The sequence below is a fragment of the Streptosporangium sp. NPDC048886 genome (genome assembly GCF_055586905.1).
Map to the genome: position 1 here is coordinate 19,218 of NZ_JBVJHH010000067.1, position 17,969 is coordinate 37,186.

General features: G+C 70.1%; 16 protein-coding genes and 2 pseudogenes. 9 read left to right on the top strand and 9 right to left on the bottom strand.

Annotated features, from left to right (window positions below; translation table 11 throughout):
• Window positions 1–118: 118 nt before the first annotated feature.
• Window positions 119–988 (bottom strand): LysR family transcriptional regulator, encoded by an 870-nt coding sequence (locus tag ACZ6R6_RS45830; protein ID WP_470103458.1) that lies wholly within the window; start codon window positions 986–988, stop codon window positions 119–121.
• Between ACZ6R6_RS45830 and ACZ6R6_RS45835 the strand changes: the two genes are divergently transcribed.
• Window positions 976–2,073, top strand: a complete 1,098-nt coding sequence (locus ACZ6R6_RS45835) for an alpha/beta hydrolase (protein ID WP_470103460.1) — start codon at window positions 976–978, stop codon at window positions 2,071–2,073. The two genes, ACZ6R6_RS45830 and ACZ6R6_RS45835, sit on opposite strands and share 13 nt — an antisense overlap.
• A 181-nt stretch (window positions 2,074–2,254) precedes the next feature.
• Here ACZ6R6_RS45835 and ACZ6R6_RS45840 read toward each other — a convergent pair whose 3' ends face one another.
• Window positions 2,255–2,866 carry a TetR/AcrR family transcriptional regulator gene (locus tag ACZ6R6_RS45840; RefSeq protein ID WP_470103461.1) on the bottom strand — a complete coding sequence of 204 codons (612 nt, stop codon included), beginning with the start codon at window positions 2,864–2,866 and terminating at the stop codon, window positions 2,255–2,257.
• Between the two features lie 105 nt (window positions 2,867–2,971).
• Between ACZ6R6_RS45840 and ACZ6R6_RS45845 the strand changes: the two genes are divergently transcribed.
• The 3 genes from ACZ6R6_RS45845 (at window position 2,972) to ACZ6R6_RS45855 (ending at window position 5,704) form a co-directional block, all read left to right on the top strand.
• Window positions 2,972–4,444 (top strand): MFS transporter, encoded by a 1,473-nt coding sequence (locus ACZ6R6_RS45845; RefSeq protein ID WP_470103463.1) that lies wholly within the window; start codon window positions 2,972–2,974, stop codon window positions 4,442–4,444.
• Between the two features lie 371 nt (window positions 4,445–4,815).
• Window positions 4,816–5,319, top strand: coding sequence for a DUF4158 domain-containing protein (locus ACZ6R6_RS45850; RefSeq protein WP_470103465.1), 504 nt, complete (start codon window positions 4,816–4,818; stop codon window positions 5,317–5,319).
• 43 nt (window positions 5,320–5,362) lie between these two features.
• Complete coding sequence (locus tag ACZ6R6_RS45855; RefSeq protein ID WP_470103467.1) at window positions 5,363–5,704, top strand: hypothetical protein; 342 nt, start codon at window positions 5,363–5,365, stop codon at window positions 5,702–5,704.
• 71 nt (window positions 5,705–5,775) lie between these two features.
• Here the strand turns inward: ACZ6R6_RS45855 and ACZ6R6_RS45860 are convergent, their stop codons facing one another.
• Window positions 5,776–6,972: a hypothetical protein gene (locus ACZ6R6_RS45860; protein ID WP_470103469.1), complete on the bottom strand. Its 1,197-nt coding sequence runs from the start codon at window positions 6,970–6,972 to the stop codon at window positions 5,776–5,778.
• 214 nt (window positions 6,973–7,186) lie between these two features.
• Here ACZ6R6_RS45860 and ACZ6R6_RS45865 point away from each other — a divergent pair, with 214 nt between their 5' ends.
• Both ACZ6R6_RS45865 and ACZ6R6_RS45870 read left to right on the top strand, forming a co-directional pair.
• Entirely contained in the window at window positions 7,187–7,528 is a 342-nt protein-coding gene (locus tag ACZ6R6_RS45865) for a Tn3 family transposase (RefSeq protein WP_470103471.1), read from the top strand.
• 427 nt (window positions 7,529–7,955) lie between these two features.
• The gene (locus ACZ6R6_RS45870) at window positions 7,956–9,407 is read left to right on the top strand and encodes an amidase (RefSeq protein WP_470103473.1); all 1,452 of its coding nucleotides are present in this window, start codon (window positions 7,956–7,958) and stop codon (window positions 9,405–9,407) included.
• A gap of 168 nt (window positions 9,408–9,575) precedes the next feature.
• On the opposite strand, the pseudogene ACZ6R6_RS45875 reads toward ACZ6R6_RS45870, so the two are convergent.
• Both ACZ6R6_RS45875 and ACZ6R6_RS45880 read right to left on the bottom strand, forming a co-directional pair.
• Window positions 9,576–9,755: pseudogene (locus ACZ6R6_RS45875) on the bottom strand (IS982 family transposase); the annotation flags it as partial.
• 269 nt (window positions 9,756–10,024) lie between these two features.
• A pseudogene (locus tag ACZ6R6_RS45880) lies at window positions 10,025–11,149 on the bottom strand (pentapeptide repeat-containing protein); the annotation flags it as partial.
• Between the two features lie 324 nt (window positions 11,150–11,473).
• Between ACZ6R6_RS45880 and ACZ6R6_RS45885 the strand changes: the two are divergent.
• The gene (locus tag ACZ6R6_RS45885) at window positions 11,474–13,558 is read left to right on the top strand and encodes a prolyl oligopeptidase family serine peptidase (protein WP_470103475.1); all 2,085 of its coding nucleotides are present in this window, start codon (window positions 11,474–11,476) and stop codon (window positions 13,556–13,558) included.
• 437 nt (window positions 13,559–13,995) lie between these two features.
• Here the strand turns inward: ACZ6R6_RS45885 and ACZ6R6_RS45890 are convergent, their stop codons facing one another.
• The gene (locus ACZ6R6_RS45890) at window positions 13,996–14,754 is read right to left on the bottom strand and encodes a site-specific integrase (protein ID WP_470103477.1); all 759 of its coding nucleotides are present in this window, start codon (window positions 14,752–14,754) and stop codon (window positions 13,996–13,998) included.
• Between the two features lie 165 nt (window positions 14,755–14,919).
• On the opposite strand from ACZ6R6_RS45890, the gene ACZ6R6_RS45895 reads away from it, so the two are divergent.
• Window positions 14,920–15,501 (top strand): hypothetical protein, encoded by a 582-nt coding sequence (locus tag ACZ6R6_RS45895; RefSeq protein ID WP_470103478.1) that lies wholly within the window; start codon window positions 14,920–14,922, stop codon window positions 15,499–15,501.
• Window positions 15,502–15,718: 217 nt separating this feature from the next.
• Here the strand turns inward: ACZ6R6_RS45895 and ACZ6R6_RS45900 are convergent, their stop codons facing one another.
• The 3 genes from ACZ6R6_RS45900 to ACZ6R6_RS45910 all read right to left on the bottom strand — a co-directional run bounded on the left by ACZ6R6_RS45900 (window position 15,719) and on the right by ACZ6R6_RS45910 (window position 17,356).
• On the bottom strand, window positions 15,719–15,913 hold the full coding sequence (locus ACZ6R6_RS45900) for a hypothetical protein (protein WP_470103479.1): 195 nt from the start codon (window positions 15,911–15,913) through the stop codon (window positions 15,719–15,721).
• Between the two features lie 47 nt (window positions 15,914–15,960).
• Window positions 15,961–16,683 (bottom strand): hypothetical protein, encoded by a 723-nt coding sequence (locus ACZ6R6_RS45905; RefSeq protein WP_470103480.1) that lies wholly within the window; start codon window positions 16,681–16,683, stop codon window positions 15,961–15,963.
• A 133-nt stretch (window positions 16,684–16,816) separates the two neighbouring features.
• The gene (locus ACZ6R6_RS45910) at window positions 16,817–17,356 is read right to left on the bottom strand and encodes a hypothetical protein (RefSeq protein ID WP_470103481.1); all 540 of its coding nucleotides are present in this window, start codon (window positions 17,354–17,356) and stop codon (window positions 16,817–16,819) included.
• Between the two features lie 254 nt (window positions 17,357–17,610).
• Here ACZ6R6_RS45910 and ACZ6R6_RS45915 point away from each other — a divergent pair.
• Window positions 17,611–17,969 (top strand): hypothetical protein (locus tag ACZ6R6_RS45915; RefSeq protein WP_470103483.1); only part of this gene is annotated, 359 nt, incomplete at its 3' end.

Consider the following 17,969-nt stretch of genomic DNA (forward strand, 5'->3'; position numbering starts at 1 on the left):
CAGTGGTCTCCCAAGCGATGTCCGACGAAAAGGCGGCGTGTGTCGATCAGCTGTCCCGCATCAGTGGAGGTTGCGCGTGCGTCATCGGGCTTGGTCGCTATCACCGCAGATCACAGCCCTAAGTCGCCTTCAGCGAGGCGGTCAGGTGGTCGCGGAAGCGGCCGGCCGCCTCGGACACGTAGGCCGCCTCCCGCCAGTACAGCCGCAGTACCCGCTCGGCGCCGGGAGCGGCCAGCCGTACGGGAGAAAACGGCGCCCGCGACGCCAGCGGCGAACGGAGATACCACACGGGCCCGAACCCCACGCCGAGCCCGGCACCGACCATCTCGATGCCGGTGGAGGCCTCGTCGATCTCACAGGCGACCACCAGTTCCAACCCGGCCTCGGAGAACAGCCGCTCGGCCAGCGTCCGCCGCCAGATCCCCGGCCGGGTGGTGACGACGGGTTCGCCCGCGAGATCGGCCATGATCACCTCCCGCCGGCCGGCGAGCCGGTGCCCGAGCGACACGGCAAGCAGGACTTCCTCGCGGACCAGTTCGTCATGGTTCAGTCCCGGCCCGTCAAGCACCTCGGAGGCCAGGCAGAAGTCGACCTGTCCCCCGCTCAGCCGCTCGGCCATGACATCCGGGGTCGCCTGGAAGAGGCGTACGGCGACGCCTGGATGCTCGGCGATGAAGCTCTTGACCGTTTCGGTGACCGTGAGCAGCGTCTCCGAGGCGAGGGAGACGCTGCCGTGGGTGATGCCGGCGGCGTCGGTGAGTTCGCGCCTGGCGTCGTCCAGCTCGGCCAGGGCTCTGTCCACCCGGCGCAGGAATGCGGCGCCGAACCGGTTGAGGCGGATCCGCCTGCCGTGCCGGTCGAACAGCGGCACGCCCAGGTCGGCCTCCAGCCGCGCGATGGTCCGGCTGAGCGAGGGCTGGGCGACACGGAGCTCCTCGGCTGCCCTGCTGATGTGCTCGTGGCGCGCCACGGCCGGTGCCGTTCTCACGCCCACTCGGCCGCCCGAGCTACTACTTCGGCCTGGCCGCCAACGAACTGCCGTTCGCGGCCTTCCTCTGGATGCTGCTGCTCCCGACGGCGCTGGCGATCGTCCACGGTGACATCGACTCGGCGGGCGGCAGGGCGATCGTCGCCCTGGCCGCCGTGACCGCGATCGGGCTCGCGGTCATCGCCTACCGCGCGCTGGGCGAGCGGGGCAGGATCGAGCGCGCCATGACAGAAGGGCTGGGCGCCGGATGGCGCGCCGCCATCGACGCCGACCTCGCCCAAGGGCTACGGCGCCGCCTCCCGCTGGCCCGCATCCTGCTGCTGCCCATCGTCAAGCGCCGGCTGGACGTCCGGCGCGTGGCCAACCTCTCCTACGGCGACGCGGGCCGCCGCAAACTGCTCGACCTCCACCACCACCGCTCGCGCCCGCAAGGCGTGCCCGTGATGATCCACCTGCACGGCGGCACCTACTCCGGCGGCCACAAGAACAGCCAGTCACTTCCCCTGCTCTACCACCTCGTCGGCCAGGGATGGGTGTGCATCAGCGCCAACTACCGGCTACGGCCCCAGGCCCAGCACCCGGACCACCTGATCGACCTCAAGAAGATCATCACCTGGGTACGCGAGCACGCCCACGAGTACGGCGCCGACCCGTCGACGCTGTTCGTCGAGGGCAGTTCGGCGGGCGGGCACATGGCGGCGCTGGCCGCGCTCACCCAGAACGACCCCGCCTTCCAGCCGGGCTTCGAGGACGCCGACACCTCCGTGACCGGCGCCATCTACTTGAACGGCTGGTACGGCACCTACTTCGGCCAGGGCCCCGAGTCCTCGCCGCTGGCCCACATCGCACCGGACGCGCCGCCGTTCCTCCTGGCCCACGGCGATCTGGACCCGCTGGTGCCCGTGGCGGATGCCCGGCACTTCGCCGACCGCCTACGCCAGACCTCGGCCGCCCCCGTCGTGTACGCCGAGCTGCGCGGCGGGAACCACGCCTTCGACCTATACCACTCGGTCCGCTTCGAGGCGGTCGTCGACGCGGTCGAGGGTTTCACCGCCTGGGTGAGATCACGGGAAAGACCTGGGTGAGATCGCGGGAAAGAAGGGCCGTGGCCGGCTAGCCGGGACGTCCGCTGATGGGACTCCATCGGATGCTCGTCGTGTGCCGTGGCCCCGGCGACTCAGCTCACATGGTGCGCCGCCAAGCAGAGGCGGGTCGCCCCATCCGTCCCGGCCGGCGCCGAACGGCGCCGGGAGAACGCCGCGCCGTTCACACCTCATTGGACCAGCAGGTTTGGGCCGGCTCGTCCACCCGGCGGTGGAGCCCGTCGAACATGACGGCCAGAAGCTGATCACGATGTGCGGGGGTCCGCTCCGCCGCCCAGGCGACTGAAGCAATCAGGGAGAAAAGGGCGGAAGCGTCAATATCAGGCCGGATCGTCCCTGTGCGCTGGGCTCTGGCCAATAGTTGCGCCCCAGCGGCCTTGACATCTTGGCAGGTGGCGTGGAGTTCGGATGTGGGGTCGGCGAGGCTGTCGACGAGGGCGTCGACCAGGCCGCGATAGGCCATGGCGTGCTCGACCGCGGCCGTCATCCAGGTGGCCAAGGCCTGGTGCGGGGATGGGGAGGCGAGCAGCTCATCTGAGCGGGCCTTCAGGCCGCGCAGGCTTTCGCCCAGCAATGCCTCCAGGAGTGCCTGGCGGGTCGGGAAGTGCCGGTAGAGGGTCACGTTGCCGACGCCGGCGGTGCGCGCGATGTCGTTCAAGGAGGCGCCGACGCCGTGCTCGGCGAAAGCCGCCCGGGCGGTCGTCAGCAGACGCTCGTAATTGCGTCGCGCATCTTTGCGCCCTGCGGGCCGGGCCTGCGTTGATCGATCCGTCACGGGAACCCTCCACACATTTGCCAAAACGAGGAACCTCCTCATATCTTAGCCCACCAGAAAGCGAGGAGCTTCCTCACTTCGTTGCGCACCATCCTGAGGAGTGCCATGACCGAACAGAGCACGCACGTGGCGACAGCGGGATCCGCGCCCGCCGGCGCCTCCCACCCCCAGCGCCACCCCGGCCTGGTGCTCGCCATCGTGCTGATCTGTCAGACGATGTTCATCCTGGACACCAACGTGGTGAACATCGCCCTCCCCGACATCCAGCACGACCTCGGCTTCTCTGCGGCCGACCTGTCCTGGGTACTCAATGCCTACATGCTGGCCTTCGGCGGTCTGTTGCTGCTCGGCGGTCGCGTGGGCGACATCGTCGGCCAACGGCGGGCTCTCATCGGCGGGGTGGTCGTCTTCACCGTCGCCTCACTGGCCGGAGGACTGGCCACATCGGCTGGGATGCTGCTGGCGGCCCGTGCCGGTCAGGGGGTCGGCGCTGCCATTGCCGCGCCGACCGTGCTCGCCCTTATCACCGTAGGCTTTCCGGACCCTGCACGCAGGGCGCGGGCGCTGGGGGCTTATGCCGCGGTCTCCGGCTCCGGCGCCGCGATCGGGCTCATCGCCGGTGGCATGCTCACCGACTGGATCTCCTGGCGGTGGGTGCTGTTCATCAACGTGCCGATCGGCGTCGTCCTGCTGATCCTGGCCCCGCTGTTCATCGCCGAGACCGAGCGCCACCCGGGCCGCTTCGATCTGGCGGGTTCGCTGACCTCGACGCTTGGCATGACCGCGCTCGTCTACGGCTTCATCCGCGCCGCTGAGCAGGGTTTTGGTGACGTGGTCACGCTCGGCGCGCTCGGCGTGGCCGCCGTCCTGCTGGTCCTGTTCGTGGCCGTCGAGTCCCGTGCCCGGCAGCCGATCGTCCCGCTGCGGCTGTTCGCTGACCGCAACCGCGCCGGCGGCTACGTCGTGCTGCTGTTCGTCCTGGCCGCGGGGAACGGCATGTTCTTCTTCCTCACCCAATTCCTGCAGCAGGTCCGCGGGTACAGCCCTCTGCAGGCGGGATTCGCCTTCGTGCCGCTGGCCCTCGCGATCCTGGCCTCCTCTGGTGTGGCGGCCCGGCTGCTGCCGCGCCTGGGCGCCAAGACGCTGATTGCCGTCGGCGCCGGAGCGATCAGCCTGGCCCTCCTGTGGATGACGCGGCTGACGCCCCAGGCCGACTACGCCACGGCGCTGCTCGGCCCCATGATGATCGCCGGTCTTGGCATGGGCATCTTGCTGGTAGGAGCCACCACCGTGTTGTCCTCCGAGATCAGAGCCGGGGATGCCGGTGCCGCCTCCGGCCTGCTCAATGTCATGCAGCAGATCGGTGGTGCGCTGGGGCTGGCCATCCTCGTCACGGTGTTCGGCGCAGCCACGCGCGCTTCACGCGGACCGGCCCACCAGGTCCTCACCGAGGGAGTCACCGCGGCCTTCACCGTCGCAGCCGTATTCACCGCCGGCGCAATCCTCCTGGCCCTGACCATGAAGAACCGGCCGGCTCCCACAGCCGAATCCGCAGCCGCGGAGGAGCTCACCCGATGACGTAGGAAGCAACCTCATCCGCGCCGGCGATGAGATGCGGGAAGGGGACCCAGCGTACGTTTTCCGTTCCGCCACGCTCTGACCCCGACTCTGGGGAGCAGCGGCCCCGCCTAAATCCGAGGGGCGCGCCCGCTCTTCGGCGAGGCCGACTCGCGCGACGCCACCCACCGGATCGGAAGTGCCGATTTGCCAATTGGTATCGGCACTTCGCCGGTTTTGGGGACACACTGGTGCCGATACGTCCAGGGTGGGACCCGATTCGGGGAAGGAATGTGCCGCTTCCGGCTGTTCTCGGCACTTTTCACGCACGCATGCCCGCGGCGGCCAGTAGGCCGCCACCTTCGTGAGCGTAGAAGAGAGACCTGAATCCCGTGGCGCACGCCCTGGACGAAGACGAGCTGATCGAACGCTGGCTGCTGATCGGCAAGGAGCCGGACCTGCTGACCGGCCGGACCGGCCCGTCCAAGCTGGCGCCGGCGTCATGGCTGAAGTTCTTCGCCCAGCACGGCCGTTTCCCCGAGGGCCGCACCGAACTGCCGGACGAGGCAGTCGCCTTCGTCGCCGCCCAAGTGAAAGTCCCCGCCGCCGAGCTGAGCCTGTTCGACTGGCAGGGCCGCACCGCCGAACGCCACCGGGCGCAGATCCGCACATTCCTGGACTTCGGCGAATGCACCGTGAAGTCCATCGAGCGGGAGGCGTTCAAGCTCAGTGCGATACGGGCGATAAAGCCGCCGGAGGACCTGTTCGCCGACATCGCGCCCGCCGTCCTGCCGGCCTGGCGGTCCTGGGTGGCCGCCGGCGAGCATCCCTACCCCGAAGACGACCTGCGCTACGCCCGCCGCAGGTTCTTATCGGTCGCCGGCGCCCCGACCTGACCGCCCCCACCACGCCCACGGCTGACGACGAGGGATCAAGCACATGCTCTCGGACCGAGTCAGCGCCGAACTCAAGAGCCGGAACCCCGGACTGCCTGCCGCCACCAGCAGCGAAAAGGGCAGGCACGGCGGCCGGCCGCCCGTCATCACCGATGACATGCTGCACACCGTGCTGCGACGCCGGGCGAACGGCGAGTCCGTCGAGCAGATCCACCCGGACCCGATCACCCCCACCGGCAAGCGCAGGGGCCAGAACCCCGGCCTCACCAGCACCTATTGCGCGCTCGCCGAGCACGAGAAGAAGAGGGCGTACCCGGAAGCCGTCGCCCAGGCTCACGCCGACTTCGCCGACCTTCGAACCGCTGGGGCCCCGGAGCGGGCTTAGCGCTAACGGCTGCCCCGTTGATCCCCGACGCCGGGAATGCCGGTGCGGATCGGCGGACCGCAGCAGCGAGGTCAGCCGCCCGGAGCAGCCGGGCTCGAAGCCCGGCTGGACCCGGTGGCTCGCAGCTCCGCCGCCACCGCCCGCTCCCGCAGCTGGGCGGCCTCGGCGCGCAGCGTCTCCAACTGCTCACGCAGGTCAGAGAGTCTCATCTGCTCCATGGCCAGCTGCATCCGCGCCTCGTCCCGCTCGGCCTGCGCCCCGCTCACCTTCACCGCGGCGAGATCTTGCGCTTCGGAGATCTTCCTGGCCGTACGCCTGTCCGCCTCGGCCATCCGCCGTGCCGTGCGCCTGTCGGCTTCGGCGGCCTGTTTCTCCGCTCGGACCGCCTGGGCCCGGGCCTCGGCGGCCTCGGCCACCGCCTCACCGCGCGCCCGGGTCTCGGCGTCGGCCCGGGCCATCGCCCGGTCCCGTTCGGCCTCGGCCGCCTGGGCCCGGGCGGCTGAGGCCGCGGCGGCCCGTTCGGCCTGGGCCCGCGCCTCCTCGGCGGTGCCGGCCGCCCTCTGGGCCTGGTCCCGCTCCGCGCGTGCCTGCTCGGCCTGCCGCCTCTCCCCCGCGGCCTGCGCCCGGGCCTGCTCCGCGCCGGCCTCGGCCGCCTCCACCCGCTCGGCCATCTCCCGCACCGCCGCGTCCCTGGCCATCTCGGCCCGCTCGGCCCTCCGCCTGGCCTCATGCTCGGCGTTCCTCGCCAGGCGCTCCGTGGCGGCCGCTTCGTGCAAGGCGGCCAGCGCCTGTTCCCTGGCGGTCTCGGCGTCGGCCAGCGCGGTGTCCCGCTCGGCGTTGGCCTCCTCCACCTGCCGTGCCATCGCATCACGCTCCCGGCGCGCGTGTCCGGTGGCCTCGCGTGCCAGCCGTACCTGCTCGAACGCCTGCTCCCGCTCGGTGCGGGCGATGGCGATGCGGGTGTGGGCCTCGGCCTGCACGGCGCTCACCTTCGCCTCGACACCGGCAGGGCTCAGCTCCTCGGCCAGCACCTGCGCCAGCGGCGCGATCGCCGCCGCCATCCCTCGCTCCATGCGCTCGTAGAACTCCTCGGCCCGGGCCAGCGCCCCCTCCAGCCCCGGCGTCGCGCGCTTGATCTCCCGCTCCCGCTTGGCCGCCGCCTGGCAGTTCCCCTGCGGGCAGTACGCCCGCGGGCGCCCCCGCCCCGGACGCTGCTCGATCGGCGTCCCACAGTGCTTACACGGCGTCACCGCGCCCCGCTCTTCCACACCCCACCAGGGTAGCATTTCCGATTTTCCAGAAATTTAAATTCAATAATTGAGATCCATTGTGTCGAGACTGTTTGTACGGACTTCCCTGGACTGACGTTCCCGCAGGTCACGGGCTTTGAGCGGAGCACGACGGCCGCCGGTGCGCGGTGGTGGGGGCCACCGCGGGCGCCTGCGGGTCATACCGGGTCGTCATCCCGATGCTCGGTGCCCGGTGTGCCGTCGGAGAGGGGCTCCGTCGGACCTGACTGTCGGCGCCATCACCCGCCCGCACCTGGAGCAGCAGACCGAGCAGGCGTGGTGCCTGACACTGCTGACCAACTCCGTGATCGTCTGGACGACAGAATATTATTCCAGAGCGGTGCTGGAGCTGCGCTCCCAGGGCAGGCAGGTGAGCGACGAGATCCTGTCGCCCATCTCCCCCGGCCGCAGCGACGACATCAACTTCTTCGGCGTCGTCAACGTCGACGTGGAGGCGGAGCCGGCCAAGCTCGACACCAGCGACTGGCGGCCGTTGCGCCCCGCGCAGTTGCGCGAGCTTGGAATGACGCCCTGAGTCACCCCCCCGGCGCGAGCCTCGGTCTGCGGTGATGGCCGACGCGGCGCGTCCGGGTGCATGAGCCGGCCGCGCCCGCTTCGAAGGCCGCCGCCCCCAGCCATCTCGATAGAACCAATTCAAAATGAGTCACCCCGTTTACTGGACAATCCCCGAGCGCTATGGCCAGCGGTCGAGCGAATAGTCGGTGGCCGGAGAGATGCATGACGGGAATTGAGATGTCTATCTCGTTGCGCGAAGCGGCGTTTCATGCCCTTGCCAGTGGAGTCGATCTGCTGGCGACCCTGCTGACCTGGGGCGGACCGTCTTGTGCGGCAGAACGAGTGCGTGACTTCGACCAGCGAAGGTGGCCGTTTCGACTTTTCCGGCGGATGCGGGCGACTTGTGCGGGGACAAGCGTTTACGGCAGGCCGTTAGAGTCAACTTTATGGAATGGAATTTTCAGGCGGCCGAAGACCTAGCAGCTGCATTGCGTGCCGGTGAAGTGAGCTCGGTGGAACTGACCGACGAGGCGATCGCCCGTATCGAGCGGGACGACAAGGTGATCAACGCTATTTGCGTGCCGGACTTCGACCGTGCGCGGGCCGCCGCGCGCGGTGCCGACCAGGCGCGCGCCCGCGGCGAGGACCGGCCGCTGCTCGGCATCCCGGTGACGGTCAAGGAGTCCTACAACATCGCCGGGATGACCACGACCTGGGGCATGCCGCCGCACCGGAACTATATGCCGGCCGAGGACGCGGTACAGGTGTCGCGGCTCAAGGCCGCAGGCGCGGTGGTGCTCGGCAAGACCAATGTGCCGTTGGGGCTGCAAGATATACAAAGCTTCAACGAGATCTACGGCACCACCAACAACCCGTGGGATCACGGTCGCACGCCGGGCGGATCCTCCGGCGGGTCGGCGGCGGCCCTGGCGTCCGGGTTCGGCGCGCTGTCCATCGGCTCCGACATCGCCGGCTCGCTGCGCACCCCCGCGCATTTCTGCGGCGTCTACGCGCACAAGCCGACGCTCGGACTGGCGGCGAACCGCGGTATGGTCCCGCCGTCCGAGCCGGCATTGCCGGCCGACCTCGACCTCGCCGTCGTCGGTCCGATGGCGCGCACCGCCCGCGACCTCACGCTCCTGCTCGACGTCATGGCCGGGCCGGACCCGCTGACGCTCGGCGTGGCGCACCGTTTGGCACTGCCGCCCGCCCGTCACGAGCGGCTCTGCGATTTCCGGGTCCTGGTCCTCGACGAGCATCCGCTCATTCCGACCGGATCCGCCGTGCGGGCGGGCGTTAACCGGGTGGCCGACGCGCTCGTCGACGGCGGGGCCCGCGTCGGACGGCACAGTCCGCTGCTACCCGATCTGACCGAAGCCGCGACGCTCTACATGCAGTTGCTGATTTCGGGCTCCGTTGCGCGTTTTCCCGTCGAATCGCACGAGCAGCTGCGGACCCGCGTCGCCGGACTGAGCGTGGACGACCAGAGTCTTGACGCCGTGCGGCTGCGCGCCATGCTGTTCAGCCACCGCGACTGGATGGAGGCGAACAACCGCCGCGAGGTCCACCGCCACGGCTGGCGGCAGCTGTTCGCCGAGTTCGACGCCGTGGTGTGCCCGATCACGCCGACGCCCGCCTTCCCGCACGACCACAACCCCAATCCGTTGGAACGGCGCATCGACATCGACGGCGTCGAGTACCCGTACTTCGACCAGCTCGTCTGGGCCGGCCTGGCCACCATGCCCGGCCTGCCCGCCACCGCCATACCCGCGGGCCGGTCCCCCGAGGGCCTGCCGGTCGGAGTGCAGCTCATCGGTCCGATGTTCGAAGACCGTACCCCGCTGCGGCTGGCCGAACTGCTCGAGCAGAAGATCGGAGGCTTCCACGCACCGAAATAAAGCATATTGCCGGGTATCCGTCGAGGACGAGGTACGGATCGGTCTCCTCCCGGCACAGGAAATCCACGGTGCCGGCCATCCGGCGCCGGCCCCCCTCGATGATGCCGCCATCGCGCCCCGCGCCGGCCATCGGCAGCGGACGGGCTAGACGAGTCTTTCCGAATACGGTTAGTGATCGCAGACGGTCAGTGATCGGCTGACCGCCTGGCCGGTCTGGAAGTTGTGCCAGATCGCCGCAGCCAGTGCCAGGACGCGCCGAGCCACGCGCACGGCAACGTCTTCGACCGTACGCCCACCGTGCTGCTCCAGGTCAAGCTGCCCCTTGAGAGTGTCGTTGACCGACTCGATAGTGACCGCTCGAACGGCTTGGACGCGAATCCCTTGTCGGTGATCAACAGCAGTCCGGGCCGTTCGCGGACCAGGTCGGCATCGATCTCAAGGCATCGCGGCCAGCTCCGAGCACAGCAACTCCGAGTGACTGAGCTTCCGGGTGACTGAGCTCCGGAGGTCGTCCCGGCAGGCGTGCGATACCCGCCCACTCGTCGTCGATCTTCACGTAAAGTGCGGTCACGAGGGTGTCCAGGTTCGTCGTCACAAACGATCATGGACACCCTCCGCAGGTCCGCGCCCCGCAGGTCCGCGCCGGACAGGACCGCGTCGGTCAGGGTCGCGCCATACAGGTTCGCGCCGGCCAGACTCGCATCGACCAGGCCTGCGCCCCGCAGCTCCGCGTCGGTCAGGTCCGCGCCCCGCAGGTCCACGCCGGTCAGGTTCGCGCCGGCCAGACTCGCGGCGACTAGGCTTGCGCCCCGCAGGTCCGCGTCGGTCAGGGCTGTGTCGCTGAAGTTCGCGCTGCCCAGGTTCGCGTCGGTCAGGTCCGCGCCGGTCAGGTTCGCGTCGACCAGGGTCGCGCGGTTCAGCTCCGCGCCGGCCAGTCGCGCATCGCGCAGGGTTGCGCCATACAGGTTCGCGCGGACCATTCTCGCGTCGGTCAGGTTTGTGCCGGTCAGGTTCGCGCGGACCAGTCTCGCCCTGCTCAGATCAGCACCGTGAAAGTCGGCGTTCCTAAGATCGAAAATGAGTTCCGTCGTAATAGCGGGGGGACCCAGGCGGGTGATCACGTTGATTGCGGCGGCCACGTCCGCCAGAGCTTCGCCCTTGACGACCTGGGATTTCGGGGGATGAGTGTGAACCTGGACGTAGGTGATAAGGACATTGACGATGGTGGGCTCGTCACGGCTTGAGTCTCCGGCGAGGCGTTCGAGAGCGTAGATGCCACCCAGCCTGACGTCGATCTTCTCCGAGCCGAGCTGCTCGACGGCTTTCGTGTAGCGATCGGTGATCTGGCCCTCGCGGGTGGCGTCCAACGTCTGGGCGGACACCTCCAGTGTCCGGGCGGTGTAGACGAGACCGGCGCCGGTGAAGAGCAGGCCACCGACCACTACAAGGCCGGTCGCGGCCTGCAGCAGCGTGGCCCGGGCGTTGTTGACCGCGTCGATCCGGTCCTTCACGGTGAGCCGTTTGCGATCGCGGGCGGTCAGCGGGCGCGACTCGCCGGCCATCCGGCGTGCGACCGGTCCGAGCAACACGGCCATCGCCACGGTGGCCACTGCCACGGCGAGCAGTACGCCGAGTGTCCACCGCAACCAGTCGGAGCCGGGCGCCCCGGCCGCCAGCCACACCAGACCTGTCACGACCACCGCGGCGACGACCACCCCGCCCAATGTCCGCTGGATCCGCATTGTTCCATTGGATCCGGGGCACTAACGCCCGTTCAGCGCTTCGCTGATCTTGATGCCAGAGCGTGATGTGACCGGATACCGCCCACGTGGCGTCCCGGCCCCGCTACCGTCGCCAACTATACGGTCACCGTCCGCATACGTCCTGTTACCCGTGTGGCTGCTGCGCGGGCCTTCGGCTGAGATCATTATGCCTTCTGACCTGCAGGTTGCATCTTTGACACTTACTTGATCTGCCCCCGCATGGCCGTCAGGCTAGCCCAGCGGAGGGACACGTGATCCAATGTCCGACAAGTCGCCGGATCTCCGGCATATGATCATGCGCATATGAGCGACATCACCGAACCCCCGATCGCCCGGGTGGACGTCGTGCGCGAGACCCTCCACGGCATCACGCTCGAGGACCCCTACCGGTGGATGGAAACCGGAGGCGAGGAGTTCCACCACTGGCTGGACGGCCAGGCCAGGCATGCCCGCGAGCACCTGGACGCCCTGCCGCACCGCTCCGGCCTGCTGACCCGGATGCGCGAACTGGGCAGTGCGCTCACGCGGTACTTCGGCCTGGCGATGGCAGCCGACAGAGTCTTCGCCCTGGTAGGCGAGCCGGACGCCCGCGTGCCGGTGCTGACGGTGACCGAGGCCGACGGAGCGAGCAGGGTCCTGTTCGACCCCGGCACGGTGCCCGGCGACGGGCAGCGTGCCATCGACTGGTACGTGCCCTCCCCCGACGGCCACCACGTCGCCTGCGCCGTCTCCGCCTCCGGGTCGGAGGACGGCTCCATCCACGTGATCGACGCCGACTCGGGAGCCCTCCGGGAGACGATCCCGCCCACGACGCGTTTCGCCTTCCTGAGCTGGCTGGAGGACAGCCGGTCGTTCGTCTATCACCGCTACGTGGAGCAGCACCTCTTGGACAGCCGCTCCTTCCTGCACCATCTGGGCGCCGACCCGGCGCAGGACACGGTGGTGCTGGCCCGCGGCCTCAACCCCCACATCGAGCTGACCCCGCGGGACCGGCCTTTCCTGGTGGTGCCGCCGCGAGGCGAGTGGATGCTGGCGATCATCTCCCACGGCGCGCTCAGCCCCTGGCCCTGGACCGGCGAGCAGCTGACCGACTGCACGGTGTACGTGGCGCCGCGCGCCGGGCTGGCCGACCCGGCCGCCTGCCCGTGGCGGCTGGTCGCGAGCGTGGCGGACGGCGTGACCACCTTCGCCACCAGCCACGACACCCTCTACCTGGTCTCCCATCGGGACGCGCCGCGCTCCCGCGTGCTGGCCGTTCCGCTTGCCGAACCAGATCTGTCCCGCGCCCGGGTGGTCGTGCCCGCGGGTGAGCGGGCGGTTCAGGCGGTGCGGGTGGTGGGCGACCGGCTGCTGGTGCGCGATCTCGACGGTGGCGTCAGCCGGGTACGGCACGTGCCCCTGTCCGGCGGCGAGCCCGCCGACCTCCCGATGCCGGTGGACGGCGCGATCCTGGAGTGGACCACCCACCCCGAGCGGCCCGAAGCCCTGCTCCTGGTGGCCAGTTGGACCGACGCGCCACGGCTCTACCGCTACGACGGCGAAACCCTCGAGGACACCGGGCTGGCGCCCCGGTCGCCGGTGGACTTCGGTGACGTGCACGTCCGCACTCTGCACGTGCCCGCGAGGGACGGGACGCCGATCCCGCTCACGGTCATCCACCACAAGGACCTGAAGTTGGACGGCGACAACCCGGCCGTGCTCACCGGCGAAGGCTCCTACGGGATCATCGACCTGCCGTGGTTCCGTCCCGAGATGCTCGCCTGGTACGAGCGCGGCGGCGTCTACGCCGTCGCGCACCTGCGCGGGGGCGGCGCCTACGGCCGCGAATGGCACGAGGCCGGGCGCGGCGAGCGCAAGGAGGCCACCATCACGGACTTCATCGACTGCGCCGAGCATCTCATCGCCCTGGGCTACACCCGTCCGGGGCGGCTGGCCGGCGAGGGCGTCAGCGCCGGCGGCATCCCCACCGGCGGCGCGCTGGTGCGCCGTCCCGAGCTGTGGGCGGCCATGGCGATGCACGTGCCGACGGTGAACGCCACGCGCAACGAGTTCACCGAGAGCGGGCCGATCAACGTGCCCGAGTTCGGCAGCGTCACCACTGAGGAGGGCCTGCGTGCCCTGCTGATCATCGATGCCTACCTGCGGGTTCGAGACGGCGTGCCGTACCCGGCGGTGCTGCTGACCACCGGCCTGCGCGACTCGCGGGTGCCGCCGTGGCAGCCGGCGAAGCTGACCGCCCGCCTTCAGGCGGCCACGGCCTCCGGCCGGCCGGTGCTGCTGCGCGTCGAGGAGCACGGCGGGCACGGCGTCGGCTCGACCAGAGACCAGGAGCAGGCACTGCTCGCCGATGTGCTGGCTTTCGTCCTGCACGCGACCGACGGATCGTGATGACGACAGACATGTCGATCCCGGGCTGCGTGTGACGCTCAACTTCCATCCCGACCACCTGGTGGGCGAGCTGGCGATCCTCGACAGGCTGGCCAAGGACGGCGTCTACCTCTCCCAGTTCGTCACCGGGCCAGCAACGGCGGCCTGACCGCCCACCCCGTCGGGGACCGGTGGCGCTGGGAGAGCCGCATCTTCGGCGGCGCCTACGACAACGCGCCCGCGCTACCAGAATCGAAGCGCACACCGCTGAGGGGTCGGTAGACGACGGGCTGAAGCTCGCCGCGAGCGCTGGCATTCGGCATGCGTCCACGCCCGGCCGTGCAGGAACGTCAGAAACCGCTTGACCAGCTCTATTAGCCCTTTCCGGCGTACTTGGTCTGTCCCCCAGATGTGGTGCAGACGCTGCTGGGCCATGTCTCGTCCGCGAGTACGGCCGTTTACCTGCACGCGACGGACGATGACCTGCGCGCGGCCGTGGAATCGGCCGCTGCGGGAGCCAGCCGATGAGCGCGGTGGCCGTAGCGATCGCGGCACCTGATGAGGCGGCTGACGGCCCGGACTGGGAGGCGTGGCTGACGGCCCGGCTGAACCCGCACTGGCGGCAGAGCGAGTGGAATGCCTCCACCAACATCTTCACCGGCTCGCTGGACAACCCGTTGACGGCGGCTCACCCATGCCGGATGGCCCGTTGCCCGGCGGTGTTCGTCGTCCAGGCGCAGGTCGAGGTCCTCCACGTACAGGCCGCAGACTTCGGAGGCGCGGGCGCCGCACACGTAGGCGGTCTCGAACAGCACCCGGTCGCGTAGCCGGTCCAGCGGCAGGTCCTTGCGCGGCCGCCGCGAGCAGATCACCGACAGCGCCTTGGCCACGTCGGCGGCCGCGGCCGGGCGGGGCAAGCTCTTGGGCACCTTGACGGTGTCGATGCGGTCCATCGGGTTGGCGGCCAGGAGGTGGTGGCGGACGGCCCACTTGGCGAAGGAGGCGACGGCGGCGCGCTTGCGCTTGCGGCTGGCCGGTGACAGGTCGGCGAGCTCGGCGAGGAACGCGCGAACCGGCGCGGCGGACAATGCCCCGAGTTCTTCGCCGTGGTGGGCGGCGAAGGTGATCAGGTCGCCGCGGTAGGCGCGCCGGGTGTGCGCGGAGGCGCCGGCGTTGACCAGGTCGGTGAGGGAGTCGTCGAGATAGCGGGTGGGCACGGCCGAGCTGCTCGGCGCCGATCACCACGACCGGATCCGACTACTGGCCCCCCACTCGGGTTCGTGTCATCAGCCGCAAAGTAGCTGTGAGAGACATTGCAACTACAGCAAGAGGGCTGGCGAACTTCTGTCCCGTCCGTCGCATCCAATCCGTACGTGAACACAATGATGAAGACGCTCACGATTGCCGCCCTGTCCGTGGCTTCCGCCGCGACGCTGTTCGCCGGGCCCTCCGCCCACGCGGCCACCGGAAGCAAGGCCGCCTGTCCCACTCCGAGCAAGGCGGAGATCAAGCGTTCCCATGATTCCAAGGTCGACAAGCCCGCGAGGGGTGTCACCGCCATCAAAGGTGTACGCGTCGGCCACATCCCTAAGGGCTTCATCTACGGCGGGGTGGTGACCGGCAAGCACGACGGCGTCACCGAGTACGGCTACCAGTGGGGGGACGATCGGGCGAACGCTGACCCCGAACAGCGGAGCCTGTGGGTGCGCGTGCTGTGCTGGCCGGACGCCAAGAAGCTCGCGAACCTGAAGCGCCTCCCCGTGACCTATGGGACCTTCACCGGAGACGTGAAGACCGCGACGATCGGCGGTCGCCAGGTGCTGACAAAGGAGGGCGACGGCGCGCTCGGCGCCGGGCGGTACGTCGGCTGGGTCGAGCGGAAGGGGGTCGTCGTCACCGTGATGGCCAGCACGCCGCTCGTCGCCGAGCTCGACAAGATCATCGCCGGTATTCGTCTGCCCTGACCGTCCCTGCCCCGTGTCGGCGGTCCGAGGGGCGGCAGGAGGCAGACGGAGGTCACTGCTGCGAAGGGCGGACCGGCTTGAACAGTTACTTTGCGGTTGGTGACACGAACCCGAGCGGAGGGCCTCAAGCGGGCGTGGGGACGCCGCGTTGGAAGCGACACCGAATCCCCCATCGATCCCCCGGCCATTACCGGGTACAGCTCACCGACGACGCTGGTCAGGCTCGGGCTCGGCGGCGGTCGACCTCCAGGGCCTCCGCCAGGAGACGGTCCGCCGTGAGCGGCGTGTGCCGGTCCTCGCAGTCGGCCGCCCACGCCTGATGGGCGTGGCACGTCCTGCGCTCGTCGGCGTGCATCCCCGCGTCTTCGAGGGCGTTGTCACGCTCGATCGCGGCGGCAAGCTTCTTGGTCATCGGGACTCCAGTACGTCTAGATGCATAGGTACATCGGGTCTACCGGGTCATGCGGTGCTCTTCGCGGCGGCCCTGCGCACCCACGACTCCTCGTCGGCGGCGAGCCGGGCCAGGTACTCCTTCGGGATGGCGGGGTTTTCGGCGACGGCCGCGCGCACCCACCTGCTGTCGTCGGCGACCAGCAGCGTGAACGCCAGGGCGGGCAGGTACGGGTGCCGCGCGACCGCCGCCCGCACCGTGGAGTCGCCATCGACGGCCAGCCGCGCGAGCGCCCCGGCGGTCGACCTCGGGTGAAGGGCGGCGCCCACCCGGACCGCGACGCTGTGGTCCTCGGCCGCCGCATCCACCAGGAGATGCGGAACGTCGGGGTGGCGCAGCAGCCACGCCCGGGCCCAGGAGGAGCCGCACTGGCCGATGAACTCCAGGTCGGCCGCGGCCAGGGCGGGGTTGTGTGCGGCCTTCTCCACGGTGATGTCGTCGTCGGCCAGCGCCAGGGTCCGCAGCGTGTCGGCCGGGGTGGCGGGGTTGCCGGCCACCTTCCGCCGCACGTCGATGTACGGGCTGGCCGCCAGCGCGCGCAGCGTGTCGGCGTTGTCGCTGGCCTTGGCCAGGGTCAGCTCGGCGATCTCTGTCGGGTCCAGCCGGCCACCGCCCACCAGGGTCTCGATGATCTCCATGCGGCGGTCGGCGATCGCACGCAGCGCGAGGAAGTCGAGGTCGGCGAGGGTGTAGGAGTCCGAGGGGCGCTCGTCGGAGCGGTCATCCATCATGGTGGTGGTCCCTTTCTCGTGTCCGTGGAGCGGTGCGGGATGGTGATCGGGGCGCGGTCGAGCTGGAATCTCGACCGCGCCCACTCGGGTCCTCCTCAGGCGGCAGGGGATCCGCCGAGATTCTTCGCGCCGGTCATCCGCAGACCTTGGCCCACCGCTCGTGGGCGGACTGGCGGCTGATCCCGGCCGCGGCGCCGATGTCCTCCCAGGAGCAGCCGTCGGCACGGGCGGCGCGGACGGCGTCGGTGAGCCGGGCCTGGGCGGCGCCGACCGCCTGGGCCTCGCCCCGGACGGCGGTCAGGGTCTCCGGCTCCAGGTGGTCGCGCCACTCGCGGTGCATGGCCTCCTCGACGTCGGCGGGGGCGGTGCCGTACCGGTCGGGGTCGGGCTCGTAGACGCGGTGGCCGGCCGGGTCGTGCTCGCTGGGGGTGGCCACCCGCTGCCACAGCGGGCCGCGCCAGCCGCACTCGCACATCGCGCGCCAGCCGATCGCGGTGCGGCCGTCGACGCCCGTCTCCCGCTCGCCGGTGTCACGCCCGCGCAGTGGTCCGGGTCCAGGGGCGAACCGCCGTACCGTCGCGCCGTCGCCCGTGGAGCCGACTGAGAACCGGTCGCCGGGAAACTCGGCGGCGTCCCATCCGTCGTGCTCGCCGTCCTCGTTCGTCCAGGCCATGCGCTCCTCCTCGTGTCAGGGTTTCCTGACAGTCGCCAGCATCTCGGGGGACAAAGATGGGACCCCAGGCGGGAGGGGGCGGCGATACCTGACAGTGCACCGGCGCTGTCCGATGCGCCCCGATAACGATCATGTAGCGTCCGGTCGGATGCGGGCCGCGGGCGGCTGGAATGGAGGACATGCCGTTACTGCCGCGCCGCCTTTCCTCCCGAGCCGATGTGCCGGTCGTTGCGGCGGAGGTGGTTCCGCCGCAGTTGCGTACTCCCCGGTCGGCCGCGTGGTGGATCGTGCCGGTCACGCTGCTGGTGGGTGGTGTGGTCGGTGGGCTGGCCTGGCTGCTGCTGGCGGCCGGGTGGAGCGCGGCCGAGGCCACCGCTCGTCAGGGCGCGATCCAGACCGCGCTGGCGGCCGGCGCCGGGGTCGGCGCGGCGGTCACGCTGATGCTGGCCTTCCGCCGGCAGCGCCATCAGGAGCACGCCGCGCACGTCACCGCCTACCTCGCCGAACGCAACGCCGCACTGGCCGAGCAGGTGGCCGAGCATGCCAAGCACGACGCCACCGAGCGCCGGGTGACCGACCTGTATACCAAGGCGGCCGAGCAGCTCGGCAGCGA